Genomic DNA, 25672 nt, shown 5'->3' with positions numbered 1-25672 from the left:
CGGCTCGACCAGTTTCAGGTCGAGCCGCCCGGTTTCAGCAGACCGGCCGGGCGCGGGGCGCGATGCAGCAGCCGGGGACTGTAGGCGGGCCGGTACCACCCGCGCTCGGGATCGGCGGCGACCGCCTGCCGCTCCGGCCACGGCTCGAAACCCGGTCGTCGATGGGCTCGCACATGCACCTGGACGATCTCCCCGGCCAATACCCGAGAGCTGTCGGAGCGCCATCCCTCCTCGGTACGGCAGAGGATCGCCTCCGACATGAGGTCGTCGCTGCCGAAACTGCGGAGCCTCGCGATCAGGATCCGGAGCCGTTCCATCTGCTCGACCGGCGTCAGTTCCTGGAACTCACGGCGCTCCCGTTCGACGGAAGCGTCGCGCCGCCGGGCCCGCACCCGCTCCGGCACGCCGTCGAACAACACCGTGGCGAGCTGCTCGGCAACCCAGATCAACCGCTCCCGGCGCGGTACGTCGTGCAGTTCCGCGACCAGCTCGGCCCGCCGCGGATGTCCCTTCGGATAGACCCTGGCCAGCAGGTTCACCGCGAACACCGGGAAGAACCCGAACACCAGGGCGGTCAGGAACAGCGTGCCGGCTCCCCAGGTCGCGAGGTGACCCGCCAGCTCGTCCATCAGGCCCACCCGAGCCGGGCGCCGCGGAACCTTTCGTCGGCGGCGGCCCGCTCGAGCAGCGCGCCCAGCTCGGCCTTTCCCTTGCCGGTCACCGTGTAGTACCGGCGCGGCGGGCGGCCGCCGGTCTCCCCGGCCCGCTCCCACCCGTCTTCCAGCCAGCCCTCGGCCAGCATCTGGGTCAGCCGGGGGTACATCGCGCCGGAACGGACTCCGGACGCCCGCGACAGCCGGTAGCCCCAGTGCCGGTCGTCGGGGGCGGCCATGAGTGCGGCGGCGAGCTGCACCAGGGCGTGCGTTACGCGCATCAGCCAAGTATGACCTATGTCGCGCAAGCCCTCAACTAGCCGACGACCGGGCCGAGGAACGTCCCGCCGGTCGCGTCCACGACCTGCCCGGTGACCCACCGCGCGTCGGCCGAAGCCAGGAACGCGACCACATCGGCGATGTCGGCCGGGTCGGCGACCCGGCGCAACGCGGACGCCCCCGCCGTCCCCGCGCGCATCCGCTCGTCGGCGAACATGTGCGCGGTGGCGGCGGTCGGCGTCGGACCGGGAGCGACACCGTTCACTGTGATCCCCCGCTCGCCGATTTCCTGCGCCAGGCTGCGGGTGAAGATGTCGAGCGCGCCCTTCGTCATGCTGTAGGCCAGCTCGAACGGCAGCGCGATGCGCGTGTCCGCCGACGAGATGTTGACGATCCGGCCGCCGTCCCGCAGCACCGGCAACAGGCGCTGCACCAAGAAAAACGGTGCCTTGACGTTCACCGCGAACACCCGGTCGAAGTCTTCCGGCGTCGCCGTGGTGATCGAACCGGCGCCGGTCGCCGCGTTGTTGACCAGGATGTCGAGCGCGACCTCGCCGGTGCGTTCGCGCAGTTCCGCCGCGAGCCGGTCGAACAGCGTCGCCGCATCCCCCTCGACGCCCAGCGTCGCCTGCACCGCGAACGCCTGCCCGCCGTTTGCTTCAATCGCCGCGACAGTGTCCTTGGCCGCCGCTTCGTCGCTGCCGTAGTGCACGGCGACCAGCGCACCGTCGTTCGCCAGCCGCGTCGCGATGGCCCGGCCGATGCCCTTGCTGCCGCCGGTGACCAGTGCGATCTTCTTCGTCATTTCTTGCTCCCCTTGAGTGGTGAACTTCGATGTCCACACTTTCGGGGAGTCCGCTTACCGGCCGCGCACGAAGCGCTGACGGGGCCGGTCAGCGCTCAGCCAGGCTTCAGCCGGTACCAGACTTCCGGCCGCCCGACCTGCCCGTATCGCGGTTCGCGCTGCGCCAGCCCGTTGTCCGCCAAGTACTCCAGATACCGCCGCGCGGTCACCCGCGACGCCCCGATCGCGCTCGCCGCGCCACCGGCGGAAAGCCCTTCGCCAGCCCCGGCCAGTGCGTCGGTGATCGCGTCCAGCGTCTCCGCGCTCATGCCCTTCGGCAGCGGCGCGGACTCGGTGGTGCGCAGCGTGCCGAGCGCGCGGTCGATCTCCGCCTGCCCGGTGACCTCGCCGGACGCCTCGCGGAACGACGCGTAGCGCTCCAGCTTGTCCCGCAGCGAGGCGAAGGTGAACGGCTTCAGCAGGTACTGCACGACCCCGACCGAAACCGCCGCCTTGACCAGCGCGAGGTCGCGCGCGGACGTCACCGCGATGACGTCGATCGGCAGCCCCGCCGCACGCAGCGAACGGCAGACGGCGAGGCCGTGTGTGTCCGGCAGGTAGAAGTCCAGCAGGACCAGGTCGACGGGCTCGCGTTCGCAGAACCGCAGCGCCTCGCCGCCGGAATGCACCACCCCGGCGACCGCGAACCCGGACAGCCGCTCGACGTACAGCCGGTGCGCCTCGGCCGCCACCGGCTCGTCTTCCACCACCAGCACCCGGATCACGAGGACACCTCCTGCCTCGGCAACCGTACGGTGAACACCGCGCCGCCGTCCCGTCCGACGTCGATGGCGCCGCCGTAGCGCCGGACCGCCTGCACCACCAGCGCCAGCCCGAGACCGTGCTCGTCGCCCGCCTTCGTCGACCAGCCCCGGCGGAACATCTCCCCCACCGCGTCCTCCGGCACGCCCGGGCCGTTGTCCGCGACGCGCAGCAGCAGACCGTCCTCTTCGGACCGTGCGGTGACCACCACCGCCGGGCGCGCGCCGGATTCCCGCACCACCGCGTCGATTCCGTTGTCGATCAGGTTGCCGAGGATCGTCACCAGGTCCCGTCCGGCGACGCCGGGGCCGAGGTCGTCGATCATCGTGTCCGGCGTGATGGTGAGTTCCACACCGCGTTCGCTCGCCTCCGCGGCCTTGCCGAGCAGCAACGCGGCCAGCACCGGTTCGGCGACCGCGGTCATCACGCGGTCGGTGAGCTCCTGCGCGAGCGCGAGTTCGGCGGTCGCGAATTCGACGGCGTCCTCGGGACGGCCGAGTTCCACCAGCGACACGACCGTGTGCAGCCGGTTCGCGGCCTCGTGCGCCTGCGACCGCAACGCTTCGGCGAGGCTGCGCGCGGTGGTGAGCTCGCCGGTGAGCGTCTGAAGTTCGGTGTGGTCGCGCAGGATCACGACGGTGCCCTGCGCGCGACCGCCGGAGCTGACGAGCGTGGTGCTCACGACAAGCACCCGCGAGTCGGTCAGATGCAGTTCCTCGGTGCGGTTCTCCGGCGCGGTAAACGCGGCCGTCAGCTCGGGCGACAACCCCAGGTCCGCGAGCGGCTGCCCGACCGGGTCGCCGGTCAGCCCGAGGAGCGTGCGGGCGCCGTCGTTGCACAGCCCGACCCGGCCGTCGCGGTCGACCAGCAGCACGCCCTCGCGGACCGAATGCAGTACCGCTTCGTGGTATTCGAAGAGATTGCTCAGCTCGGCCGGGGCAATGCCGCGCGTCTGCCGCTTCAGCCGCGCGCTCACCAGCCAGCCCCCGCAGGCGCCCACTAGCAATACAGCCGCCGCGACGCCGAGCAGCGGCCAGACGCGCTCCTGCACCTCCGCCGAGATCGCCGCGATCGTGATGCCCACCGCGACGAGCGCGACCACGCGATGGTTCGCGTCGAACACCGGCACCACTACGCGCACCGACGGGCCGAGCGAACCGGTGTAGGTCTCGGACACCACACCGCCCTGTTGCGCCGCTTCGATGTGCCCGAGGAACCGCTGGCCGATCAACGCCGGATTCGGGTGCGTGTAACGGATTCCCTGCGGCGACATGATCGTCACGAAGTCCACGCGCGTGTCCGCGAGCACCCGTTGCGCGTACGGCTGCAGCTCCGCGGTCGGGTCGGCGGTGGCCGTTGCCCGCGCGACGTCCGGCGCGTCGGCGATCGAACGGGCCACCGCGAGCGACTGCTCCCCGGCCCGGTCGGTCGTCGTGCGCCGGGCGTCGAGATAGGCGATAGTGATGCCGCCGGAGACGAGCACGAGCAGGATCGCCAGCTGCAGCACCAGCAGCTGACGGGCCAGGCTCCAGCGGCTCGTCCGGATCCGAGGTGTCGGGGGCACCCGCTCATACCAGCACACGCACGGGTCCGGCAGCACTCCGGCGCCGCTGCCGGGAAGTCCACACCGGACACTTCCGCCGCGAACTCAATGAACACAACGGTGACGCCGGTCATACCCGCCCCGCATAGTGACCCGCGTTCCCCCCACCCGAGCTGGAGGCAACGGTGCCGACACCGACCCCCGAGTCCCACACGGCGGTTGCGCCCAAGCGCGACCGCACGCGTTACCTGTACCTGGCCGTGATCGCCGCCGTAGTGCTCGGCGTCGCGGTCGGCCTGCTCTGGCCGTCCGTCGGCAAGAGCCTCGCCCCGCTGGGCACCGGATTCGTCAACCTGATCAAGATGATGATCTCGCCGATCATCTTCTGCACCATCGTGCTGGGCATCGGCTCGGTCGCCAAGGCGGCGAAGGTCGGCAAGGTCGGCATCACCGCGCTGGTCTACTTCATCGTGATGTCGACGTTCGCGCTCGCGATCGGGCTCGTCGTCGGCAACCTGCTGCACCCGGGCAGCGGCCTGCACCTCAACCCGGCCGACGTGTCGAAGGTGCACCAGCAGGCCAAGGGCGAGGGCGGGGTCGACTTCCTGCTCGGGATCATCCCGAAGACCTTCGTGTCCGCGTTCACCGAGGGCCAGGTGCTGCAGACGCTGCTCGTGGCGCTGCTGGCCGGGTTCGCGCTGCAGAAGCTCGGCAAGCGCGGCGAGCCGATCCTGCGCGGCATCGAGCACATCCAGCGGCTCGTGTTCCGCATCCTGTCGATGATCATGTGGGCCGCCCCGGTGGGCGCGTTCGGCGCGATCGCCGCGGTGGTCGGCGCGACCGGCTGGGGCGCGCTGCGCAGCCTGCTGGTGATCATGCTCGGCTTCTACCTGACCTGCCTGGTGTTCGTGTTCGGCGTCCTCGGCGCGGTGCTGTGGCTCGGCGCGCGGGTCAACATCTTCAGCCTGCTGCGCTATCTCGGCCGCGAATTCCTGCTGATCCTCTCGACGTCCTCTTCGGAATCCGCGCTGCCGCGGCTGATCGCGAAGATGGAGCACCTCGGGGTCAGCAAGCCGGTCGTCGGCATCACGGTGCCCACCGGGTACTCGTTCAACCTCGACGGCACCGCGATCTACCTGACGATGGCCACGCTGTTCATCGCCACCGCGCAGGACCAGCCGCTCGCGCTCGGCGAGCAGATCACGTTGCTGCTGTTCATGATCATCGCCTCGAAGGGCGCGGCGGGCGTCAGCGGCGCCGGCATCGCGACCCTGGCCAGCGGCCTGCAGTCGCACCGCCCGGAGCTCGTCGACGGCGTCGGCTTCATCCTCGGCATCGACCGGTTCATGTCCGAAGCCCGCGCGCTGACGAACTTCGCCGGCAACGCGGTCGCGACCGTCCTCATCGGATCGTGGATGAAGGAGTTCGACCGGGAACGCTCGCAGCAGGTGTTCACCGGCCAGGCACCGTTCGACGAAGCCACCCTGCTCGACGACAAGCCTGCCGAGCCGGCCGAACCGGTCCCGGCGAACGCCTGAGACCCAGTCCGGGCCCGGGCCCCTTCCCTCCGGGCGCGGACTGTTTCGGCGCCGCGGCCGTGCGCGTCCCCCGTGCGCGCGGCCGCGGCGCCTTTCCATGTCAGCAAGCAGTGCGGCCGTCGTAGCCCTGCCGTGAAACCGCGATCGCCTCGCGGTGCCGCTCCGCCCAATCGACCAGGCCGGACAGCGAGTCGTACAGTTCGCGGGCCATCCCGGTCGCCTCGTACTCGACGCGCGGCGGCACCGTCGGGTAGACCGTGCGCGTCAGCAGGCCGTCGCGTTCCAGGTTTCGCAGGGTGAGCGTGAGCATGCGGCGGCTGATCCTCTGCACCGAGCGTTCGAGTTCGGTGAACCGCACCGGGCCGCGCGTCGCCTCCAGCAGGATGCCGATCACCCACTTCCCGCTGATCCGGTTCACGACCTCCATCACCGTGCACACCGCGAATTTCGCCGGGTCGAAGTCCGTGGCCTCGTCGGTCACAGCGATGTTCCCCTGGGACATGAAAGTGCCTCCTTCCGCACTTCCCCATGGTCACACATGATGGGCACTGTAACAAGAGATGCCCTGGCTGCGACCAGCGGAAACTCTCCCCTGTGCCGGTTATGGAGGACTTTGTCATGCCCGAAACCGCTCGGCATCGCGGCGCGGCGCTCGCCGTGCTGTCGGCCGCCTCGCTGATGGTGGTGCTCGACAGCTCGATCGTCGCGGTCGCCCTGCCGGTGATCCAGACCGACCTCGGGTTCAGCGCGCCCGGGCTCGCCTGGGTGGTCAACGCCTACCTCGTCGCGTTCGGCGGCCTGCTCCTGCTGTCGGGACGCCTGGGCGACCTGGTCGGACGGCGGCGGGTGTTCCTCGTCGGCCTCGTCGTTTTCACCGCCGCTTCGCTGGCCGCCGGCCTTTCGCCGAACGCCACCACGCTGGTGGTCGCGCGGTTTGTCCAAGGCGTCGGCGGTGCTCTGACGTCAGCCGTCGTCTTGGGCATGATCGTGACGCTCTATCCCGAGCCACGCGCCCGCGTCCGCGCGATCGGCGTGTACAGCTTCACCCAAGCCGCGGGTGCGTCGATCGGCATGGTGGCTGGCGGCGCGCTCACTCAGGGCCTCGATTGGCATTGGACCTTCTACATCAACCTGCCCATCGGCATCGCGGCGCTCGTCTTGACTCCGTTGGTCGTCGCGTCTGACCGCGGCCTCGGCCTGCGCACCGGCATCGACGTTCTGGGCGCACTTCTGGTCACTGCTGGCGTGATGCTGTTGGTGCTGGGCATTGTGCAGGCCGGCGACGCTGGCTGGACGTTCCTGACGATCGCGACGCTTGTTTCCGCCGTCATCCTGCTCCTGCTGTTCCTCCTGCGCCAGGCCAGGACGCGAACTCCGTTGCTGCCACTGCGATTGCTCCGGGTGCGCGCGATCAGCGGCGCCAACCTGACCATGGTCGTGATGGTCGCCGGATTCCTCGGATTCCAGTTCGTCACCGCGCTGTACCTGCAGCAGGTCCTCGGTTTCGACGCCCTCGCCACCGGTTTCGCCTTCGTCCCGACGCCGGTCATGATCGCCGCTTTCTCGCTCGGTCTCGCCGACTGGCTGAACACCCGCTTCTCCCCGCGCGCGGTCCTGGTCGCCGGTCTGCTGACGACGTCGGTCGCCTTCCTGTACCTGACCCAAGTCCAGACTTCTGGCGGCTACGCGTTGCACGTGCTGCCGTCGCTGGTCCTGATGGGAGCCGGGGCTGGAATGGCGATCCCGGCGCTGATGGGGTTGGCGATGTCCGCCGCGACGCCGGAGGACTCCGGCGTGACGTCCGGCCTGATCACCACGACCCAGCAGGTCGGCGGCGCCGTGGGGACGGCCGTGCTGGCCACCGCCGCCGCGACCCGGACGGCCGAGATGCTGAGTGGGGGTGCTTCGGAGAAGGAGGCGCTGGCATCGGGATTCCGGGTGGCGTACGGCTACAGCGCCGGATTGACCGCTCTCGCCGCGATCCTCGCCGCGGTGATCCTCGGCCGTCGGGCCGCTGCGGCTCCCGCGGACACCGCCGCCGAACCGGTCGCATCCTGACCTGGTGCGTCGTGAGCGGCGATCCCGGTTCTCACCGGGATCGCCGCTCACGAGACCGCGGCGCTAAGCCGCTCACCCCGTCGCCGCGAGGTACCTGGCCAGTCCGTGGTGACCCCGCCGCATCATCCACGCGTGATTGGCGCGAAAGAACGGCCGGGCGACCACATCCAGCCTGCGCAGCAACGGTTTCCGCACCTGAACGTGCTGCGTGATCTCCAGCCGGGAACCCTCGCCCTCGGCGTGGATCGCCCCGGCGAGCACCCCGTCGAGGTCGCCGCTCAGCCGGACGCGCACCCGCAGCCCCGCCGCGTCCTGCTGCTCCCGGTGCATGGTGACCACAATCCGGTACGGCAACCTCGACCGGCAGACGATCCGGGCGGTGTCGTCGTCGACCTGGCGCACTGATCGGACGTCCGGCCACCACCGCGGATAGGACTCGAGGTCGACGATCGCGTCGAACACCCGTCCCGGGAGAGTCGGCAGCCACCAGTCGCTCCGGAACGAATACTCGGCATCTCTCTTCTTCTCGAGGACCACAGTCCGCCCCTCTCTCCCGGTCAGCGGAACGCGTGCTTGTCGATCTTGACCACCGTTTCCTAGGCTGGCCACCCCTTGGGTACGCCGCCGCCTGAACCATCGAGGAGGCCTGCCGTGCCATCAGCCGCCCGAACCGCCCTGGCCGCGCTGCTGACCGCGACGCTAGTCGGCTGCGGCGCCCCCGCGCCTCCGGCCGCGCCCGCTTTCACCGCGACCCTCACCTCGCCGACGAACGTCGTCCTGCACTGGCCGCCCGACCCGGCCGCGGCGGGCTACCTCCTCGAATACGCCAACGCCGCCGACGGCCCATGGACCGCGCTGCAGTACCTCCCGCCCGGCCAGACTTCTTACACCCACCCGAACCTGATCCCGGAAACGCCGTTCTACTACCGAGTCCGTTCTTTCGCCGGTCCGGTATCGGCGACCGTTTCGGCGGGCGGTGCTCCCGCGCCCGGTACCGCAACTCCTCCGGCGACCCCTGGCTCGCAGTCCGCCCCGGCCAACCTCACCGCGACCCCCGCGCCGGACCAGAGCCTGCACTTCGCCTGGACCGACCGCTCGAGCGACGAAGCCGGTTTCCTGCTGGAGATCCGCCGCCCAGGCACGCCGGATTTCGCCCCGGTCGAGGTGACCGATCCGAACGCGACGCAATGCGCGCTGTCGCTCCTGCCCGGCGAGCAAGGCTCGGCGTTCCGCATCCGCGCCCTGTCCTACGGCCCGCTCTCCCCCGTCGTCGAGCGCACGACCGGAAAGGACTGACCCCTGCCCCGCGCACCAAAGAGCCGCCCGGTACGGGGACCGGGCGGCTCTTGGCTCGAAGCATCGCGGGTTGAACGCGGCTGAGTGCGGGCAAGCCGCGCGTCAGGCCGGGTTCAGCACCTCCGCGAGGAACTCGCCGGTGTAGCTTCCCTCGGTGGCCGCGACCTGCTCGGGCGTGCCCTCGGCGATCACCGTTCCGCCGCCGGAACCGCCTTCCGGGCCCATGTCCACGATCCAGTCGGACGTCTTGATCACGTCGAGGTTGTGCTCGATCACGATCACCGTGTTGCCCTTGTCCACCAGGCCGTTGATCACGCCGATCAGCTTGCTGATGTCCTCGAAGTGCAGGCCGGTGGTCGGCTCGTCGAGGATGTAGACCGTCTTGCCGGTGGAGCGCTTCTGCAGTTCGCTCGCCAGCTTCACGCGCTGGGCCTCGCCGCCGGACAGGGTCGGTGCGGGCTGGCCGAGCCGGACGTAGCCGAGGCCGACGTCCACGAGGGTCTGCAGGTGCCGGTGGATCGCCTTGATCGGCTCGAAGAACTCGGCCGCCTCCTCGATCGGCATGTCCAGCACGTCGGACACCGTCTTGCCCTTGTAGTGCACCTCGAGCGTTTCCCGGTTGTACCGGGCGCCCTTGCACACCTCGCACGGGACGTAGACGTCCGGCAGGAAGTTCATCTCGATCTTGATCGTGCCGTCGCCCGCGCACGCCTCGCAGCGCCCGCCCTTGACGTTGAACGAGAAGCGGCCCTGCTGGTACCCGCGGACCTTCGCCTCGGTGGTCGCGGCGAACAGCTTGCGCACGTGGTCCCACACGCCGGTGTAGGTGGCCGCGTTGGAGCGCGGCGTGCGGCCGATCGGCGACTGGTCGACGCGCACCAGCTTGTCGACGTTCGCGAGGCCGTTGACCCGGGTGTGCCGGCCCGGGACCTGGCGCGCGCCGTTGAGCTTGTTCGCCAGCACCTGCGCGAGGATGTCGTTGACCAGCGTCGACTTGCCCGACCCGGACACGCCGGTGATCGACACGAGGCAGCCGAGCGGGAACGACACGTCGATGCCGCGCAGGTTGTGCTCGCGCGCGCCCACCACGGTGAGCTGCCGCTTCTTGTCGACCGGCCGCCGGATCGCCGGGATCTCGATCTGGCGCCGCCCGGACAGGTACGCGCCGGTGATCGATTCCTTGTTCTTCAGGATCTTCTTGTACGGGCCGCTGTGCACGATGTGCCCGCCGTGCTCGCCCGCGCCGGGGCCGATGTCGACCACCCAGTCGCTGGCCCGGATGGTGTCCTCGTCGTGCTCGACCACGATCAGCGTGTTGCCGAGGTTGCGCAGCCGCGTGAGCGTCTCGATGAGCCGGTGGTTGTCGCGCTGGTGCAGGCCGATCGACGGCTCGTCCAGCACATACAGCACGCCCACCAGTCCGGAGCCGATCTGCGTCGCCAGCCGGATGCGCTGCGCCTCGCCGCCGGACAGCGTGCCGGACGCGCGGTCGAGGGACAGGTAGGTGAGCCCGACGTCGAGCAGGAAGCGCAGCCGCGCCTGGATCTCCTTCAGCACCGCGCCCGCGATCATCGTCTCGCGCTTGCCGAGCACCAGGTGGTCGAGGAACTCCGACGCCTCCGCGATGGACAGCGCGCAGACCTCGGCGATCGACCGGTCGCCCTGCGTCGCGTGCTCCAGCGTGACCGCGAGGATCTCCGGCTTGAGCCGGGTGCCCTGACACGCCGGGCACGGCACCTCGCGCATGTAGCCCTCGTACCGCTCGCGCATGTACTCCGAGTCGGTCTGCTCGAGGCGGCGCTCCAGGAACGGGATGACGCCCTCGAAGGCCGCGTAGTACGAGCGCTGCCTGCCGTACCGGTTGCGGTAGCGGACGTGCACCTGCTCGTCGACGCCGTGCAGCACCGCCTTCTGCACGCGGGCGGGCAGCCGCCGCCACGGCGTGTCCATGCGGAACCCGACCGCCTCCGACAGCGATTCCAGCAGCCGCAGGAAGTAGTCGGCGCTCTGCCCGCCGGCCCACGGCGCGATGGCCCCCTCGGCGAGCGACAGCTCGTCGTCGGGCACCACCAGTTCCGGGTCGACCTCCTTGCGGATGCCGATGCCGGTGCACTCGGGGCACGCGCCGTAGGGCGAGTTGAACGAGAACGACCGGGGTTCGAGGTCCTCGATCGCCAGCGGGTGGCCGTTGGGGCAGGCCAGGTTCTCGGAGAAGCCGCGCACGCGGTGCGGGTCGTTCTCGTCCAGGTCGACGAAGTCGAGTTCGATCAGGCCGTCGGCCAGCCGCAGCGCCGTTTCCACCGAGTCGGTGAGCCGCTGCCGGGCGCTGGTCTTGACCGCGAGCCGGTCGATCACCACGCCGATCTGGTGCTTTTCCTGCTTCTTCAGCTTCGGCGGGTCGGTGAGCGGGTGCACCGTGCCGTCGACGACCACGCGCGCGTAGCCCTGCTGCTGCAGGTTCTGGAACAGGTCGAGGTACTCGCCCTTGCGCCCGCGCACGACCGGCGCGAGCACCTGGAACTTGGTGCCCTCGGGCATCTCCAGCACCTGGTCGACGATCTGCTGCGGCGTCTGCTTGCTGATCGCCTCGCCGCACTTCGGGCAGTGCGCCTTGCCGGCGCGGGCGTAGAGCAGTCGCAGGTAGTCGTAGACCTCGGTGATGGTGCCGACGGTCGACCGCGGGTTGCGCGAGGTCGACTTCTGGTCGATCGACACCGCGGGCGAGAGGCCCTCGATGAAGTCGACGTCCGGCTTGTCCATCTGCCCGAGGAACTGCCGGGCATACGCCGACAGCGACTCCACGTACCGCCGCTGCCCCTCGGCGAAGATCGTGTCGAAGGCAAGACTCGACTTGCCCGACCCGGACAGGCCGGTGAACACGATCATGCTGTCGCGGGGCAGATCGAGATCCACGCCGCGGAGGTTGTGCTCGCGCGCTCCGCGAACAACGAGGCGATCAGCCACGCCTTCGTCCCTTCCATCGTTCTGCTCGGTGGCCCGCCGGGAGATCCGGTGCCGACGGACGTGCCCAGGGTAGGGACGACCACCGACAAAAACCGGACCGCACGTGTTCTGCCTGGGCTTTTCCGCTCTCCGGGGGCCGGGCGAAGCGGCCCGCGGCGGGGTCGCCGGACGCTGTCGGAGGCCCCGCGCGGCAGAGCGGATGCGCGGGCTGGCCCGGTTCCACGATACAGGTCGGCGGAGGCTGCCCGGCCCCGGTGCACGGCCCTCCCGGACCGGCCGGGGGCAGGGCGTTCCGGCGGGTTTTCCGGAAGTTGTCGGACCCGGCCGCTAGGTTCCGGGCGTGGCAGGCGACGAAACCGGGGCAGTGCGGATCTACGCGGCGGGGAAAGGCAGCGACAGCCCGGGACCGGGCGGCTGGTCCGCGCTGCTGAAGTACGGCGAGCATCAGAAATCCCTCACGGGCGGGGCGGCGGACACGACCGCCGGCCGGATGGCGGTGACGGCGGCGCTGGAAGCACTCGAAAGCTTGAAACGGCCGGTCCGCGTGCACCTCTACAGCGACAGCGAGTATCTGCGCACCGCGCTCGACGGTCAGGTGTCCGACGATCTCCTCTCCCGGCTCCGCACCTGTGCCGCCCGCCACGAGATCACCTGGCGCACGGCGGAAGATCCGGACGCCCGCGCCCTCCTCGCCGAACTGGCCGACCGCGCGACGGAAGCGCGCCCCGCCGGACGGCCGATCGCTCCCCCGGAAGACGACGAGTGCCGGCACGGCATGACGAAGGCCTACTGCGCCGACTGCCGTCAGCTCGACGCAGGGGTCCTGCCGACCGGATACCGCACCGCGGGCGGCAGCGCCTACCACAACGACGCCGACTGCTACTGGCTGCGCAGGGGCCAGCAGCGGCAGGAGCGGATGGGCCGCGACACCCACGAGATCGTCCGGATCGCCTGGGCTTCGGTGATCCCGGGCGAGCTCGCACCGTGCGAGCACTGCTGCACGCCGGAGTGGCTGCAACGGCATCGGCGCGGCGGAGGGTTCAGCCGCTCTGCATGACACACCGGACCCGGTCGAACCGGCCCGCGGCGAGGTCGTCCTCGCGGATCAGCCAGTACAGCACGCCGACGTCGCCCCAGGTCAAGCCCGCGTCGCCGTCGCTGTCGATCTGCGCGAGCAAAACCCAGCGCAGCGCTTCGTCAGCGAGGTCAGCCTCCGCCGCGTCGTCCGGCAGGACCGCCGCCGCGACCTCGTCCTCCGGCGGCCCCTGGATCGGCCACGAGCAGCCGCCGATCTGGTGGTACGGCGCGGCAGTCGACTCCCGGAGGCGGTCGAAGAACTCCTCGGACCAGTTGCCCGGATCGGAAAGCGGGAGCCCGTCGCGAGCGAGCGTGCGGCGCAGCACCTCCTGCTCGGAGTTCGGGAAAGTACCCGTGATTTCCGCGGACACCTCCAGCCGCGGATAAACGTCGACGCCCTCCGGCGCGGCCCGTTCGGCGGTCTCGGCGTCGGCCGGCACGACCACGACCCCGCCGAGTGCGGTCAGATCGACTGGGGCCTCGGCCTGGAACCAGTCGTCGCAGTAGAAGAACAGCAACGAACCCGAAGCGGGCAGCTCGATCCCGCCGGGCCCCCTGGGCAGCGCCGCGCAGTCCACGGAGGCGACGAAATTCATCGGCAACTCGCCGCGCCAGACCGGCCATTCCACGTCCGCGGGCAGCACGGGATGGCCGCCGAGACAGCCGACGCGGACGCCGCTCCCGGCGGTGTTCAGCCGCGCCGCGGGCCGGAAGACCGTCTCCCACGCCTCGGCCACGTCCGGCGGCAGGTTCTCGCGCGCCAGCTTGGCGAGCGGGTCGATCCAAGAGGTCATGCGACGATCTTGACAGCAGGCACCGACAAAAACGGCCACGTGGCCGCCGCGCGGGTGATCCGGCTACCGTGGGGACTCGTGAACATCGCCGACACTTACACCGGACACGTCGAACCGGGCGGCGACGCCGCGCGCCGGACGCTGGACGGGCTGACCATCACCAAGCTCTCCGTTGGCCCGATGGACAACAATGCGTACCTGCTCGTGTGCCGCGCGGAAAACGAAGCGCTGCTGATCGACGCGGCCAACGACCCGGAGCGCATCTCAGACCTGATCGGCCACGGCCCCGACCGGCCCGCGCTGCGCACCGTCGTGACGACGCACCAGCACCCCGACCGCTGGCAGGCACTGGGCGCGGTAGCCGGAGCGAACGGCGCGAACACCGCCGCGCACCCCCTGGACGCGGAACCGCTGCCGGTCCCCCCGGACTTCCTGGTCGAACACGGCGACACCCTGAAGGTCGGCGAGGTGACCCTGGAGGTGATCCACCTGCGCGGCCACACGCCCGGGTCGATCGCGCTGCTGTACCGGGACCCGTCCGGCCATCCGCACTTGTTCACCGGGGATTCGCTGTTCCCTGGCGGGGTCGGGAAGACGGGGTCGCCGGAGGATTTCGCATCCCTGCTGGATGATGTGTCGGCGCGGATTTTCGACGAGCTGCCGGATGAGACGTGGTTTTACCCGGGGCACGGGGATGATTCGACGCTGGGAGAGCAGCGGCCGCACTTGGCCGAGTGGCGCGAACGCGGCTGGTGAAGAAAGTTGCCCTACCCGCGGCGATCAAGCAATTACGGCAACTACGGCGGCGGCGTTTCGATCGCCCTGCTGAAGGCAGAGCTTCGACTGCTCCGGAAGCTTTTCCAGCTGCTGTTCCGTCGAAAACGCGGAGGCGGCAACTGGGAACTTCTGCTCGCTCGGCAACGTGCTCACCCCGAGGCCGACCTCGTTCAGGTCCGAAAGGTCTACCAGCTGGCGAGGACGGGCACGAAGGCGGTGATTCGCTTCGAGGAATCAGGCAAGAGCAGCGATGCTTGGTTCCGCCACCGTCGAGTGACGACTGGCGACTACTTGCTCATCACAGGCAGCGACGGTTTCGGGCGTCATCACAGGACAATCTGCCGGTATGTCAACCCTGAACAGATCTACGCCAGCGCCCCACGCCATGCGCGTCGCGCATACAACCGGCAGATTTCGCGACAAAAAGTTGGCTGACGCGTCGCAGATCTTCGACGAGCCGCAGTACGACTGGTGAACTGAAGACGTCCCCGACGGGGCTGCCTGCTTGCCGGGTGGCCCCGTTTGCCGTTGGTACCGCGAACAACCGGCAACCCGCAATCCCTGCCGAAAACGAACGATCGTGCTAGAAAGGTGTCATGAGCAAGGGCGAGGCAACCCGGCAGGCCGTGCTGGACCGGGCCGCCGTGACTGCCAGCCGGATCGGTCTCGCCGGGCTGACGATCGGGTCGCTGGCGGCGGACACCGGGATGTCCAAGAGCGGCTTGTTCGCCCACTTCCAGTCCAAGGAATCCCTCCAGGCGCAAGTCCTCGCCTACGCGCGCGAGCTGTTCACCGACCAGGTCGTGCGTCCGGCGCTGGCCGCCCCGAGAGGCGAGGCCAGGGTGCGGGCACTGTTCGAGCACTGGGTCGCGACCGGCCGGGAAGGCGGCCCCAGCTGCCTTTTCGTGTCCGCTTCCGCCGAGTACGACGACCAGCCCGGCCCGATCCGGGACCAGCTGGTGCGCGACCATCTCGACTTCACCGACTCGGTCGCGCAGATGTTCCGCACCGGGATCAGCGAGGGCCAGTTCCGCCCGGACGCCGACCCGGACCAGTTCGCCCACGACCTGCACGGCGTGATGCTCGGCTTCTTCCACGCGCACCGGCTGCTGGCCGAATCCGCCGCGGAGGCGAGGACCCGGCGCGCCTTCGAGAACCTGCTCGCCGCCGCGAAGTAACCCTCATCGACCCAAGGACAAGGTTATGGATGACTTCTGCCGCCGCAATAAAAGCACGATCGTTCGTTTTAGCCTGCTCCCGACGCGGGGCAAGTCGACTGACCGCGCCGCGCCGTTCGGCGTCGGCCGCCTGACATCGTGCCGCGACCAAGAGCGAAGATTGAGGCACGCCAACGGAAATCTCCTTGCCGATCACTCATCCGAGCCGACGCTGACCACCCCTGGCGGACGGGATTCCAACTCCTCGAGCGAAGGGGCCGTCTCATGCTGAGGACCGGTTGGCGTGCTGGCCCGGCGGACCACGACGGCGGACCAGTGTTCGTCGCGATCACCGAGTTCCGGCCGCAACGGCGCCGGGACATGCTCGCGGTCGCGCGGGCCGGGTTGCGGCTCGGGCGCGGATGGCCGGAACTTCCCGGCGCCGTCGGCATGTGGCTGTGGTGCCAGCCGGCCCTCGGCCGCACTGGCTCGGTCTCGGTCTGGCGCGACGAGGAAGCGCTGCGCGGCTTCGTTCGCTGGCCGCCGCACGTCGAGGTGATCAAACGGTTCCGCGACGAGGGCACGTTGAACAGCCACGGCTGGTGGACGCCGTCGTTCGATCAGGAACGGATCTGGCGACTGGCCCGCGAACGACTCGCAAGCCCTCGGGTTTGAGTCGCACGGGCTTCCGTCGTTTTGTCCCGTGTCGACCAGGACGGTACGGGAAATCCCAAGTGCGCCAAGGGAATTCCCCCATAACCGTGCGCGGCGTGTTGCCCTACCAGGCTCCACCGAGTACTCAGGCGAAGGTCAACTTTCGCGGCATCGGGTTCGGGGAGCGGCATGACAGCGCAGCTGTGGTCACGACGGACGTTGCTAGGCGGCGCGGCAGGCAGTGCGGCACTGCTCATCACCAGTTGCGCGTCGAAGCAGGCCAAGGCGACCGCCGCCGCTCTGCCGCCTGCTCAGCCTGGTGGGGCGCGCGTGATGATCATCCGGCACGCCGAGAAACCGTCCGGTTCGGGTGGGCCGCAAGGGATCGACGTGAACGGCAATGCCGATTCCCACTCGCTGACCGTCCGCGGTTGGACCCGGGCTGGTGCGCTCGTGGAGTTGTTCGCACCAGCGACCGGGACGCTGAGGGACGGACTCGCCAAGCCGACCGCTGTCTACGCGGCGGGCGGTAACGGCGGCGAGGGCACCCGGCCGCGGGAAACAGCCGGGCCGGTGGCGGAGCGGCTGGGCAAAACCGTCCTCACCACCTACGCCAAGGGCAGCGAGAGCGCGCTCGCGGCGGAGGTCGCCCGGCGGACGGAGCCGACCTTGATCAGTTGGCAGCACGAGGAAATTCCGGCGCTCGCGGCCGCGTTCGGGGCCACCGCGCCGCAGAAGTGGCCGGACGACCGGTTCGACGTCGTCTGGGTGCTGACCCCGGCCGGGTCTGGCTGGACGCTCACGCAAGTGCCACAGCTGCTCCTGGCCGGGGACAGCGCCGAGCCGATCAAGTAAGGCCGGACGCACAGACCCGATCAGCCAAACCTCACTGCCGTTCGAAAGGCAGCTTCTCCCCCGCTTCCACCGCGAACGGCAGGTGATTCCCCTCCGGCGGCAACGGGCAGGTGGCGAAGTCCGTGAACGCGCAAGGCAGGTTCACCGCCCGGTTGAAGTCCAGCGTCACCGTTCCGTCCTCGGACGAGGCGACCGGCAGGGAACGGTTTGCGGCATACGTAGTCACGCCGCTGGTCGAGTCGGTGAAAAGAATGCTGTACCCGCCGGTCTTGCCGTTGAACGCCGTCAGAACGTGCTCGACACCGTCGCGCTCGAAGACAACCCGGCCGGGCGCGGTGTAGACATGCGACAGTCCTTCCACGACCGCGCCAACAGTCGTCGGACGTGGTTCGTCGAAGGCCTCGAAGCGGCCAGTCAGGACCCACGAGGGATCCGGTTCGTACGCGGGTACGCCGTGGAAGTCCTGCAGCACAGGGGCTTTCGGATCGTGCACGCGGATCAGGTAGCCCGACCGGCGCGCGACCTCGATTTCGACCGAGCCTGCCGTCACGCGGGTGCCCGCACCGCTGTTCACCAGCTCGAAACGGTGGACATCAGTCAGCAAAGTGCCCTCGTGCCGCAACTCCCCGCCGTCCGGGTCGACGTAGGCGGCTTCGTCGTCCTGCCACCATCGGCCGGGCAGGCCGGGGTACGTCCGGGGTGCGTTCTCGAGCCAGTCGAGCGACACCAGCGCCAGCCAGCCGTACGGATCGGCCAGCGTCTTTTCCCGCTCCGCTTTCCAGTCCTGCCACGCCTGCGCGAACTCCACCGCCATGTCCGGATCCCTTCAGAGAGTGTCCCCGGCACAACACCGGCCCCGGCATGGCATTCCGGCTCCCAGCACGTGAGAACGGTAGGGTCGCCGCGTGGCGGAGCAGACGGAACAATCCGTGGAGATCTACACCGACGGCGCGTGCAGCGGCAATCCCGGACCGGGCGGCTGGGGCGCGCTCCTGCGGTACGGCAAGCACGAGCGCGAGCTGTACGGAGCCGAGGACACCGTCACCACCAACAACCGCATGGAGCTGATGGCTCCGATCCGCGCGCTGGAAAGCCTCACCCGCGCGGCCGTGGTGCGGATCTACACCGACAGCACCTACGTCCGCAACGGCATCCTCCAGTGGATGCCGCGCTGGAAGAAGAACGGCTGGCAGACGCAGGCGAAGCAGCCGGTCAAGAACGCCGACCTCTGGCAGCGCCTCGACGCCGCCTGCCAGCAGCACGAGGTCGAATGGCTGTGGGTCAAGGGGCACGCCGGGCTTCCGGAGAACGAGCGCGCGGACAAGCTCGCGGTCAAGGGATCGCAGGAAGCCGCCGCGTCCGGGGTGCGCCGGGCTCGCGGCTGAGCCCGCGGACCGGATCGCGCGCTGTCACGATCTGGTCGGCGCACTTGGTACCACCGACAAAAAAATTAGTCTTGACAACTCGAATCATCGGTTGGCAAGCTCGGCAGCACCCAACGCCGAGAGGACAAGCCATGCCGAAGTTCACGACCGTCGCCGAGTACGTTGCCGCGCAGCCCGAGGCGCTCCGCGACATCTACACCGCCCTCCTGCCCGTGCTCGACGACGCGATGCCCGACCCGGCCGAGCTCTACCACGGCGCTCCCACCTGGAAAGCGGGCAAAAACCCGGTCTGCCTCGCGAAGGCGTACAGCTCGTACGTGACGCTCGCCTTCTGGCGCGGCCAGCTGATCGACGGCGGCCTCGAACCGAGCGCCCGCGAGATGGCGCACGTGAAGCTGCGCAGCGCCGAAGACGTCAACGCCAAGCAGATCGCCGCCTGGGTGCGGCAGGCTCTCGCGCTGGAGACAGAATCAGCGGCGTGACCAACCCCTGCCCCTGCGGGCTGCCCGAGCCCTACGCCGACTGCTGCGGCCGGTTCCACCGCGGCGACCAGCACGCCCCGACCGCCGAGCGGCTGATGCGGTCGCGGTACTGCGCGTTCGCCGTCGGGGAGCCCGGCTACCTCCTCGACACCTGGCATCCCACCACTCGCCCGAAGCGGCTGCGGCTCGATCCCGCGCAGGAGTGGACCCGGCTGGAGATCCTCGGCCAGACCGGCGGCTCGCTGCTGCAGAACGAGGGCACCGTCGAGTTCCGCGCGCACTACCGCCACCAGGGGCGCGACGACTCGCAGCACGAGAACAGCCGGTTCGTCCGCGAGGGCGGGCGCTGGTACTACGTCGACGCGCGCTAAGCGGAACCGCAGGCGAAAATCGGGCGAAAAGACCCCGTCGAGGTCTGTTCCCGGACGCTCCGGGCGGCTACCATCACCGGCAATCGTTAAGGAACTTTACTAACAATCGCCGCCGCCAGGAGCCCGAGGAGGACCGCTCGTGACCCCACGCCGGCCAAGAATGCCCGGACGGCTGTTAGCAGTCGCCGCTCTGACCGCCGCGTTGATCCCCGGCGTCGCCGGGGCCGCTTCGGCCGGGCCGGAGCCCGGCCAGGCCGCGATTCCCGGTTATCTCATCCAGTCCTCGGCCAAGGTGTCCGACGACGCCTCGGTGTCGAAGCCCGGCTTCGACGCAAAGGGCTGGTACCCGGTCGGCTCGCAGTCGACGGTCTACGCGGGACTGCTCGCCAACGGCCGCTACTCCGACCCGTTCTACTCCACGAACATGAAGAACGTGCCGGCCGCGGACTTCAAGGTGCCGTGGTGGTACCGCGCCGACCTCAAGGTCGCCGACCCCTCGCAGCGCACCTACCTCGACATCAGCGGCGTGCTGTCCAAGGCCGACATCTGGGTCAACGGCACCCGCGTCGCGACCAAGGACGACGTCAACGGCCCCTACACCCGGCACGACCTCGACGTGACCAAGCAGGTCCACGAGGGCGTCAACAGCGTCGCGTTCAAGGTCTACCCCAACGACCCGAACAACGACCTGTCGATGGGCTGGATCGACTGGGCGCAGACCCCGCCGGACCAGAACATGGGCCTCGCCCGCGAGATCGTCGTCCGGCACAGCGGACCGGTCGCGCTCCGCGGCGCGCACGTGGTCACGAAGCTGAACGTGCCCGCGCTCGACCACGCCGACCTCACGGCGAAGGCCGACGTCCGCAACGACTCCGACTCCGCGGTCCGCGCCACGGTGTCCGGCACCGTCGCGGGCAAACCGGTGAGCCAGGACGTTTCCCTTGCCGCGCACGAGAAGAAGACAGTCTCGTTCCCGGTGGTCGGCGTCGACAAGCCGCAGGTGTGGTGGCCCGCCGGCATGGGCGGGCAGCCGATGCAGCAGCTCGACCTGACCGCGACCGTCGGCGGGACAACCTCCGACGCGAGCCACTCCAGCTTCGGCATCCGCGACGTCAAGGCCCCGCTGAACTCCAGCGGCGGGCGGCAGTACGTCGTCAACGGCAAGCCGCTGATGATCAAGGGCGGCGGCTGGTCCCCCGACCTGCTGCTGCGCTGGGACGCGGGCCGGGCGGCGGACAAGCTCGCCTACGTCAAGAACCTCGGCCTCAACACGGTGCGTCTCGAGGGCCACATCGAACCCGACGCGTTCTTCGACCTCGCGGACCGGATGGGCGTGCTGACCATGCCCGGCTGGGAATGCTGCGACAAGTGGGAAGGCCAGGTCAACGGCGACGAGAAGGGCGAGCCGTGGACTGAAGCGGACTACCCGATCGCCAAGGCGTCCATGACCGCCGAAGCCGAGCGGCTGCGCGACCACCCGAGCGTGCTGTCCTTCCACATCGGCAGCGACTTCGCGCCCGACGCGCGGATCGAAAAGGGCTACCTCGACGCGCTGTCCGCGGCGGACTGGCCCGCGGCGGTGATCTCCGCGGCCTCGGCCAAGGCGTCGCCGAAGCTCGGCCCGTCCGGGATGAAGATGAACGGCCCGTACGACTACGTCCCGCCGAACTACTGGTACGACAAGGCGCACAAGGACGCGGGCGGCGCGTGGAACTTCAACTCCGAGACCAGCGCCGGGCCGGACATCCCGACGATGGACACGCTCAAGCGGATGATGACGCCCGCCGAGCTGGAAACGCTCTGGAAGAACCCGGCCGCGCCGCAGTACCACCGCTCCGAGTCGGAGACCTTCGCCAACCTGAAGATCTTCGGCGACGCGCTGGCCGGCCGCTACGGCAAGCCGACGGGCCTGGACGACTTCGTCCGCAAGGCGCAGCTGGCGCAGTACGAGAACGTCCGCGCGGAGTTCGAATCGCACTCCCGCAACTTCACCGATTCGAAGGACCCGTCGACCGGGCTCATCTACTGGATGCTCAACAGCGGCTGGACGTCGCTGCACTGGCAGCTGTTCGACGCCTACCTCGACCAGAACGGCTCCTACTTCGGCGCCAAGAAGGCGAACGAGCCGCTGCACATCCAGTACTCGTACGACACCCGCTCGGCTGAAGTGGTCAACTCCACCACGAAGAAGGCGTCCGGCCTGACCGCCACCGTCGAACTCTTCAACACCGACGGCACGAAGAAGTTCTCGAAGACCAAGAAGGACTTCTCGGTCAACGGCGGCGGCGCGCACGCGAAGGCGCTCGACATCGGTTCGGTCAGCGGGCTTTCGTCCACCTACCTGGCGAAGCTGGTGCTCACCGATTCGGCGGGCAAGGAGGTCAGCCGGAACGTTTACTGGCTGTCCACCAAGGACGACAAGCTCAACTGGAGCAAGTCGGACTGGTACTACACGCCGACGTCGTCGTACGCCGACCTGTCCGGGCTGTCGAAGCTGGGCGCGGCGAAGGTGGCCACCACGGCGACCTCGGCACCGGGTCCGGACGGCACCACTGTCACCACGGTGAAGCTCACCAACACCTCGTCGGGCAAGACGCCGGCGTTCATGGTGGACACGCACCTGGTGGACAGCGCTGGCACTCCGGTGCTTCCGGTCAGCTGGTCGGACAACCAGGTCAGCCTGTGGCCGGGCGAATCGGTGACGCTCACCGCCACCTACCGCACAGCCGATCTGCACGGCTCCGCGCCTTCGGTGCGGGTCGCGGGCTGGAACACCGGCACGCAGACCGTACGCGGCTAAGCGCTGTGGGACTAGCGGGCCTGGTCCGCTAGTCCCACAGCCGCCGCTGTCCGGAATCCGGATCGGACACGGTCGTGCTGATGTCGTCGAACAACCGCGTAACCCGGTCCTCCGGCGTGTAAGCCGCCCAGCCCGGATCGCCGGTCGCCACGAACCGCACCCACGTTCCGAACATCTCCTCCGCCATCGCCCGCAGCCGCTCCGGATCAGGGCGGGCGATGGCGAACAGGAAGCGCCAGTTGGGGTTGCGGACGTCGTCGAACACGAACGGCAGGTCCACCCCGTGCGCCGCGCCGAGGCCCTTCCCGCGCGGCGCGATCCGCCAGTCCAGCCGGTACATCCACGCCGTGCCGCCCGCCGCGTGCTGGGTTTCCGCGAGCCGGATCGCCGGCAACCACCAGTCCCCCGCCGTGCGGACGCGGTTCACCAGCTGGTCTTCGGGCCAGTCCGGCAGCAGCTCCCGGTACGCCTGGGTCATCCGCGCGATGTCGTCCGGTTCGAGCATCGTCGAGCCGGTGCCGAGCAGTTTCGCGCCGCCGGTTTGCAGCCAGGAGAACAGGTCCTGCTCGTCGGCGGTGGTTCCGGTGAGAATCCGGACCTCTCGCGCCGCGCCGTCCGCGACCGCTTCGTCCGGCCGCCGCGGCAGGAGATCCCCGTCGACGACCACGCGGTACGTCACGAGCGTGCCGAGCTGAGCCGTGACCCGTTGCTGCGCGGTCAAAATCTCCGTGACCGGCAGCGTCGACAGGTCTGTGTTTCCTAGCTTGGCCAGCACCGCCTCGCCGACCGCTTCGGCCTCGGCCGGGGTGTGCACGACGGACCCGACGCCAGTGCCGCTCTGCACGATCGCTTGGCTGAACAGCCCGCGCGCCGCCGGAACCGCCAGCAGCGTCCCGACGGTGCGGCCGCCGTTGGACTGCCCGGCGAGCGTGACACGTCGCGGGTCGCCGCCGAACGCGGCCACGTTGTCGCGGACCCATTCCAGCGCCAGAACCTGGTCGCGCAGCGACAGATTCCCGTCGGAAACCCCGGGCAGGCGGAGCATGCCGAGCACCCCGAGCCGGTACGCGACGGTCACCACGACCACGCCGCGGCGCGCATACGCGGACGCGTCGAACTGATGCGGCGCACCCATCACCCCGCCGCCCCCGTGGATCCACACGAGCACCGGATACGAACCGGGCGCTTCGGGCGCGTAGACATTGACGTACAGACAGTCCTCGTCGCCGATGAAGCGTTTCCCGCTCACGTCGGGCTGCGGGGCTTTGGCTGCGAACTCCGTCGCGTCGCGCACCCCGGTCCAGGCCGCCACCGGCACCGGCCGCCGAAACCGCAGCTCCCCCACTGGCGGCTGCGCGAACGGCACCCCCAGGAAACGCCCGACTCCGTCCCGCACCTCGCGTCGGACGGCACCGGCCCGCGTCTCCACCGTCGTCACGATCGGCAGCCTAGCCCCGGCCCCCTCGCACGCTCCGGGGCCGCAGGCGATGATTACGCGGTGGAAATCGCAGCGGAATTGGTGGCGCTGGTCCTGACGGTCCTCCTGGTGACCGTCGTCGCGCGCCGGATGGACTGGTCGGCGCCGCTGTGCCTGGTCGCGGTCGGCGTCGGGGTTTCGTTCATCCCCGGGGTGCCGCAGTACGAGCTGGACCCGGAGATCGTCCTCATCGGGCTGCTGCCGCCGCTGCTGTACTCGGCGTCGCTGCAGACGTCGCTGGTCGCGTTCCGCAAGCTGCGCGGGCCGATCGCGCTGCTGTCGGTCGGGCTGGTGGTGTTCACCGCGTTCGGCGTCGGGCTGGTCGCCTGGCTGGTCGTGCCGGGATTGCCGCTGGCCGCCGGGATCGCGCTGGGTGCGGTCGTCGCGCCGCCGGACGCGGTGGCCGCGAGCGTGGTCGCGCGGCGGGTCGGGATGCCGCGCAAGCTCGTCCGGCTGCTGGAGGGCGAAAGCCTCTTCAACGACGCCGCCGCGCTCGTCGCGCTGCGGACCGCGATCGCGGCGATCGCCGGCGCGGTCAGCCTCTGGCAGGTCGGTCTCGACTTCCTGCTCGCGGCTGTCGGCGGGATCGTCGTGGGCTTCCTGGTCGGGCTGATCGTGACGTACGTGCGCGCGAAACTGGAGGACACGCTCACCGACACCGCGCTGTCGTTCGCGGTGCCCTTCGCGGCCTACCTGCTGGCTGAAGCGGTGCACGGATCCGGCGTGCTGGCAGTCGTCGTCACCGGCCTCATCCAGGGACACCAGACGCCGCGGATCCAGTCCGGCCCGTCGCGGCTGGCGAGCAGGCTGAACTGGGAGACCGTCCAGTTCCTGCTGGAGAACATGGTCTTCCTGCTGATCGGCCTGCAGGTGCGGGGAATCCTGCACGAGGTCGGCAAGAGCGGGCTGTCGCTGTGGCAGCTCGTCGGGATCTGCGCCGCGGTCCTCGCCGCGACGATCCTCACCCGGATGCTGTGGATGGTCGGCATCGGCGTGGTGAAACGCCTCCTGAACACCTTGGGCCTGGAACGCGGCAAGGTGTGGCCGTGGCGCTATTCGGCGGTGATCTCGTGGGCCGGGATGCGCGGCGTGGTCACGCTCGCCGCGGCGTTCGTGCTGCCCGCGGACACCCCGCAGCGCGCGGTGCTCGTGCTGGCCGCGGTCGTCGTGGTGGCCGGGACGCTCCTGGTGCAGGGCATGACGCTGCCGCCGCTGATCCGGCGCCTGCGGCTGCCTCGTCCGGACCCGGCGGAGGACGCGTTGCAGGAGGCCGCCGTGCTGCACGACATGACCCGCGTCGCGCTCGCGAAACTGGAAGAACTGCGGCGTCCGGAAGACCCGCCCGAGGTGATCGAGCGGCTGCGCGACCGGTTGCAGGGCCGGTCCGACGCCGCGTGGGAACAGCTCGGCCGGCAGAGTGCGCTCGCCGAAACCCCGAGCGACGCCTACCGTCGGCTTCGTGTCCAGCTGCTCGAAGCCGAACGCGAACAGTTCCTGAAGGCGCGCGACCGCGGCACCGCCGACGACGCCGTGCTGCGCCGCGTGCTGGCCCGCCTCGACATCGAAGAATCCATGCTCGACCGCGACGAGGAGGAACCCCCGGTGGCCGAACGCGAACTCAGCACCCCCGCCGCCACGGCCGGGTCGTGCAAACACCTCAGCCACGAGTGGCCGGGCCAAGAGCCCAGCTCCCCGGACTCCTGCGCCGAATGCGTCGAGGCCGGGATGACGTGGGTGCACCTGCGGATGTGCCTCAAGTGCGGGCACGTCGCCTGCTGCGACTCCTCGCCGGGCAAGCACGCCTCGCAGCACTTCCACGAAACCCGGCACCCGGTGATGCGCAGCTTCGAGCCGGGCGAGACGTGGCGATGGTGCTTCGTGGACAAACAACTCGGCTGAACCGGCC

25 protein-coding genes are annotated in these 25672 nt (G+C 69.7%); 14 read left to right on the top strand and 11 right to left on the bottom strand.

Translation table 11 applies throughout. The features are described from left to right. Positions 1 to 14: 14 nt before the first annotated feature. The 5 genes from ACFORO_RS06275 to ACFORO_RS06255 form a co-directional block, all read right to left on the bottom strand. Positions 15 to 629: a hypothetical protein gene (locus tag ACFORO_RS06275; RefSeq protein ID WP_377867748.1), complete on the bottom strand. Its 615-nt coding sequence runs from the start codon at positions 627 to 629 to the stop codon at positions 15 to 17. Then, the gene (locus tag ACFORO_RS06270; protein WP_377867747.1) at positions 629 to 934 is read right to left on the bottom strand and encodes a PadR family transcriptional regulator; all 306 of its coding nucleotides are present in this window, start codon (positions 932 to 934) and stop codon (positions 629 to 631) included. Before ACFORO_RS06270 ends, ACFORO_RS06275 begins: the two co-directional genes overlap by 1 nt. A gap of 35 nt (positions 935 to 969) precedes the next feature. Beyond that, complete coding sequence (locus tag ACFORO_RS06265; RefSeq protein ID WP_377867746.1) at positions 970 to 1737, bottom strand: SDR family oxidoreductase; 768 nt, start codon at positions 1735 to 1737, stop codon at positions 970 to 972. A gap of 95 nt (positions 1738 to 1832) precedes the next feature. Then, positions 1833 to 2501, bottom strand: a complete 669-nt coding sequence (locus tag ACFORO_RS06260; RefSeq protein ID WP_354744925.1) for a response regulator — start codon at positions 2499 to 2501, stop codon at positions 1833 to 1835. Then, positions 2498 to 4102, bottom strand: a complete 1605-nt coding sequence (locus tag ACFORO_RS06255; protein WP_377867745.1) for an ATP-binding protein — start codon at positions 4100 to 4102, stop codon at positions 2498 to 2500. The genes ACFORO_RS06260 and ACFORO_RS06255 overlap by 4 nt, the downstream gene beginning before the upstream one ends. 164 nt (positions 4103 to 4266) lie before the next feature. Here ACFORO_RS06255 and ACFORO_RS06250 point away from each other — a divergent pair, with 164 nt between their 5' ends. Beyond that, the gene (locus ACFORO_RS06250) at positions 4267 to 5619 is read left to right on the top strand and encodes a cation:dicarboxylate symporter family transporter (RefSeq protein WP_377867744.1); all 1353 of its coding nucleotides are present in this window, start codon (positions 4267 to 4269) and stop codon (positions 5617 to 5619) included. A gap of 100 nt (positions 5620 to 5719) precedes the next feature. Here the strand turns inward: ACFORO_RS06250 and ACFORO_RS06245 are convergent, their stop codons facing one another. After that, on the bottom strand, positions 5720 to 6121 hold the full coding sequence (locus ACFORO_RS06245) for a winged helix-turn-helix transcriptional regulator (RefSeq protein WP_377867743.1): 402 nt from the start codon (positions 6119 to 6121) through the stop codon (positions 5720 to 5722). A gap of 116 nt (positions 6122 to 6237) precedes the next feature. Here ACFORO_RS06245 and ACFORO_RS06240 point away from each other — a divergent pair, with 116 nt between their 5' ends. Further along, entirely contained in the window at positions 6238 to 7677 is a 1440-nt protein-coding gene (locus ACFORO_RS06240; RefSeq protein ID WP_377867742.1) for an MFS transporter, read from the top strand. Positions 7678 to 7749: 72 nt separating this feature from the next. On the opposite strand, the gene ACFORO_RS06235 is transcribed toward ACFORO_RS06240, so the two are convergent. Further along, on the bottom strand, positions 7750 to 8214 hold the full coding sequence (locus tag ACFORO_RS06235) for an SRPBCC family protein (protein ID WP_377867741.1): 465 nt from the start codon (positions 8212 to 8214) through the stop codon (positions 7750 to 7752). A gap of 114 nt (positions 8215 to 8328) precedes the next feature. Between ACFORO_RS06235 and ACFORO_RS06230 the strand changes: the two genes are divergently transcribed. Beyond that, the gene (locus ACFORO_RS06230) at positions 8329 to 8973 is read left to right on the top strand and encodes a fibronectin type III domain-containing protein (protein ID WP_377867740.1); all 645 of its coding nucleotides are present in this window, start codon (positions 8329 to 8331) and stop codon (positions 8971 to 8973) included. Positions 8974 to 9075: 102 nt separating this feature from the next. Here ACFORO_RS06230 and uvrA read toward each other — a convergent pair whose 3' ends face one another. Beyond that, positions 9076 to 11937 (bottom strand): excinuclease ABC subunit UvrA, encoded by a 2862-nt coding sequence (gene uvrA, locus ACFORO_RS06225; RefSeq protein WP_354744911.1) that lies wholly within the window; start codon positions 11935 to 11937, stop codon positions 9076 to 9078. Between the two features lie 340 nt (positions 11938 to 12277). Between uvrA and ACFORO_RS06220 the strand changes: the two genes are divergently transcribed. Next, positions 12278 to 12994 carry an RNase H family protein gene (locus ACFORO_RS06220; protein WP_377867739.1) on the top strand — a complete coding sequence of 239 codons (717 nt, stop codon included), beginning with the start codon at positions 12278 to 12280 and terminating at the stop codon, positions 12992 to 12994. Here ACFORO_RS06220 and ACFORO_RS06215 read toward each other — a convergent pair. Continuing rightward, the gene (locus ACFORO_RS06215) at positions 12978 to 13808 is read right to left on the bottom strand and encodes a YwqG family protein (RefSeq protein ID WP_377867738.1); all 831 of its coding nucleotides are present in this window, start codon (positions 13806 to 13808) and stop codon (positions 12978 to 12980) included. The genes ACFORO_RS06220 and ACFORO_RS06215 overlap by 17 nt on opposite strands. Positions 13809 to 13886: 78 nt before the next feature. Between ACFORO_RS06215 and ACFORO_RS06210 the strand changes: the two genes are divergently transcribed. From ACFORO_RS06210 to ACFORO_RS06190, 5 genes are all read left to right on the top strand, one after another. Then, the gene (locus tag ACFORO_RS06210; RefSeq protein ID WP_377867765.1) at positions 13887 to 14564 is read left to right on the top strand and encodes an MBL fold metallo-hydrolase; all 678 of its coding nucleotides are present in this window, start codon (positions 13887 to 13889) and stop codon (positions 14562 to 14564) included. A 6-nt stretch (positions 14565 to 14570) separates the two neighbouring features. Continuing rightward, positions 14571 to 15020: a hypothetical protein gene (locus ACFORO_RS06205; protein WP_377867737.1), complete on the top strand. Its 450-nt coding sequence runs from the start codon at positions 14571 to 14573 to the stop codon at positions 15018 to 15020. 161 nt (positions 15021 to 15181) lie between these two features. Then, on the top strand, positions 15182 to 15763 hold the full coding sequence (locus tag ACFORO_RS06200; protein WP_377867736.1) for a TetR/AcrR family transcriptional regulator: 582 nt from the start codon (positions 15182 to 15184) through the stop codon (positions 15761 to 15763). 264 nt (positions 15764 to 16027) lie between these two features. Then, positions 16028 to 16417, top strand: coding sequence for a hypothetical protein (locus tag ACFORO_RS06195; protein ID WP_377867735.1), 390 nt, complete (start codon positions 16028 to 16030; stop codon positions 16415 to 16417). A gap of 168 nt (positions 16418 to 16585) precedes the next feature. Then, positions 16586 to 17251, top strand: a complete 666-nt coding sequence (locus ACFORO_RS06190; RefSeq protein ID WP_377867734.1) for a hypothetical protein — start codon at positions 16586 to 16588, stop codon at positions 17249 to 17251. Positions 17252 to 17282: 31 nt separating this feature from the next. Here ACFORO_RS06190 and ACFORO_RS06185 read toward each other — a convergent pair whose 3' ends face one another. Further along, positions 17283 to 18065, bottom strand: a complete 783-nt coding sequence (locus ACFORO_RS06185; protein WP_354744855.1) for a DUF1684 domain-containing protein — start codon at positions 18063 to 18065, stop codon at positions 17283 to 17285. Between the two features lie 91 nt (positions 18066 to 18156). Here ACFORO_RS06185 and rnhA point away from each other — a divergent pair, with 91 nt between their 5' ends. From rnhA to ACFORO_RS06165, 4 genes are all read left to right on the top strand, one after another. Then, the gene (gene rnhA / locus ACFORO_RS06180) at positions 18157 to 18636 is read left to right on the top strand and encodes a ribonuclease HI (RefSeq protein ID WP_377867733.1); all 480 of its coding nucleotides are present in this window, start codon (positions 18157 to 18159) and stop codon (positions 18634 to 18636) included. A 131-nt stretch (positions 18637 to 18767) separates the two neighbouring features. Further along, the gene (locus ACFORO_RS06175; RefSeq protein WP_354744851.1) at positions 18768 to 19118 is read left to right on the top strand and encodes a DUF1801 domain-containing protein; all 351 of its coding nucleotides are present in this window, start codon (positions 18768 to 18770) and stop codon (positions 19116 to 19118) included. Beyond that, on the top strand, positions 19115 to 19489 hold the full coding sequence (locus tag ACFORO_RS06170) for a YchJ family protein (RefSeq protein WP_354744850.1): 375 nt from the start codon (positions 19115 to 19117) through the stop codon (positions 19487 to 19489). The genes ACFORO_RS06175 and ACFORO_RS06170 overlap by 4 nt, the downstream gene beginning before the upstream one ends. Before the next feature lie 160 nt (positions 19490 to 19649). Next, on the top strand, positions 19650 to 22289 hold the full coding sequence (locus ACFORO_RS06165) for a glycoside hydrolase family 2 protein (RefSeq protein ID WP_377867764.1): 2640 nt from the start codon (positions 19650 to 19652) through the stop codon (positions 22287 to 22289). A gap of 28 nt (positions 22290 to 22317) precedes the next feature. Here the strand turns inward: ACFORO_RS06165 and ACFORO_RS06160 are convergent, their stop codons facing one another. Continuing rightward, positions 22318 to 23727 (bottom strand): carboxylesterase/lipase family protein, encoded by a 1410-nt coding sequence (locus tag ACFORO_RS06160; protein WP_377867732.1) that lies wholly within the window; start codon positions 23725 to 23727, stop codon positions 22318 to 22320. 60 nt (positions 23728 to 23787) lie between these two features. Between ACFORO_RS06160 and ACFORO_RS06155 the strand changes: the two genes are divergently transcribed. Next, positions 23788 to 25665, top strand: coding sequence for a Na+/H+ antiporter (locus ACFORO_RS06155; protein WP_377867731.1), 1878 nt, complete (start codon positions 23788 to 23790; stop codon positions 25663 to 25665). Positions 25666 to 25672 lie beyond the last annotated feature (7 nt).

It is taken from the genome of Amycolatopsis halotolerans (assembly GCF_042647905.1).
Taxonomy (GTDB): Bacteria; Actinomycetota; Actinomycetes; order Mycobacteriales; family Pseudonocardiaceae; genus Amycolatopsis; species Amycolatopsis halotolerans.
The sequence above is the reverse complement of the archived record's forward strand: the minus strand, read 5'-3'. Positions and strand labels throughout refer to the sequence as shown.

Excerpts from the sequence above, each read along its gene's own strand:
- ACFORO_RS06275 (WP_377867748.1), bottom strand. The coding sequence starts at position 629 with ATGGACGAGCTGGCGGGTCACCTCGCGACCTGGGGAGCCGGCACGCTG.
- ACFORO_RS06270 (WP_377867747.1), bottom strand. The coding sequence starts at position 934 with ATGCGCGTAACGCACGCCCTGGTGCAGCTCGCCGCCGCACTCATGGCC.
- ACFORO_RS06265 (WP_377867746.1), bottom strand. The coding sequence starts at position 1,737 with ATGACGAAGAAGATCGCACTGGTCACCGGCGGCAGCAAGGGCATCGGC.
- ACFORO_RS06245 (WP_377867743.1), bottom strand. The coding sequence starts at position 6,121 with ATGTCCCAGGGGAACATCGCTGTGACCGACGAGGCCACGGACTTCGAC.
- ACFORO_RS06240 (WP_377867742.1), top strand. The coding sequence starts at position 6,238 with ATGCCCGAAACCGCTCGGCATCGCGGCGCGGCGCTCGCCGTGCTGTCG.
- ACFORO_RS06215 (WP_377867738.1), bottom strand. The coding sequence starts at position 13,808 with ATGACCTCTTGGATCGACCCGCTCGCCAAGCTGGCGCGCGAGAACCTG.
- ACFORO_RS06200 (WP_377867736.1), top strand. The coding sequence starts at position 15,182 with ATGAGCAAGGGCGAGGCAACCCGGCAGGCCGTGCTGGACCGGGCCGCC.
- ACFORO_RS06195 (WP_377867735.1), top strand. The coding sequence starts at position 16,028 with ATGCTGAGGACCGGTTGGCGTGCTGGCCCGGCGGACCACGACGGCGGA.
- ACFORO_RS06190 (WP_377867734.1), top strand. The coding sequence starts at position 16,586 with ATGACAGCGCAGCTGTGGTCACGACGGACGTTGCTAGGCGGCGCGGCA.
- ACFORO_RS06185 (WP_354744855.1), bottom strand. The coding sequence starts at position 18,065 with ATGGCGGTGGAGTTCGCGCAGGCGTGGCAGGACTGGAAAGCGGAGCGG.
- ACFORO_RS06175 (WP_354744851.1), top strand. The coding sequence starts at position 18,768 with ATGCCGAAGTTCACGACCGTCGCCGAGTACGTTGCCGCGCAGCCCGAG.
- ACFORO_RS06165 (WP_377867764.1), top strand. The coding sequence starts at position 19,650 with ATGCCCGGACGGCTGTTAGCAGTCGCCGCTCTGACCGCCGCGTTGATC.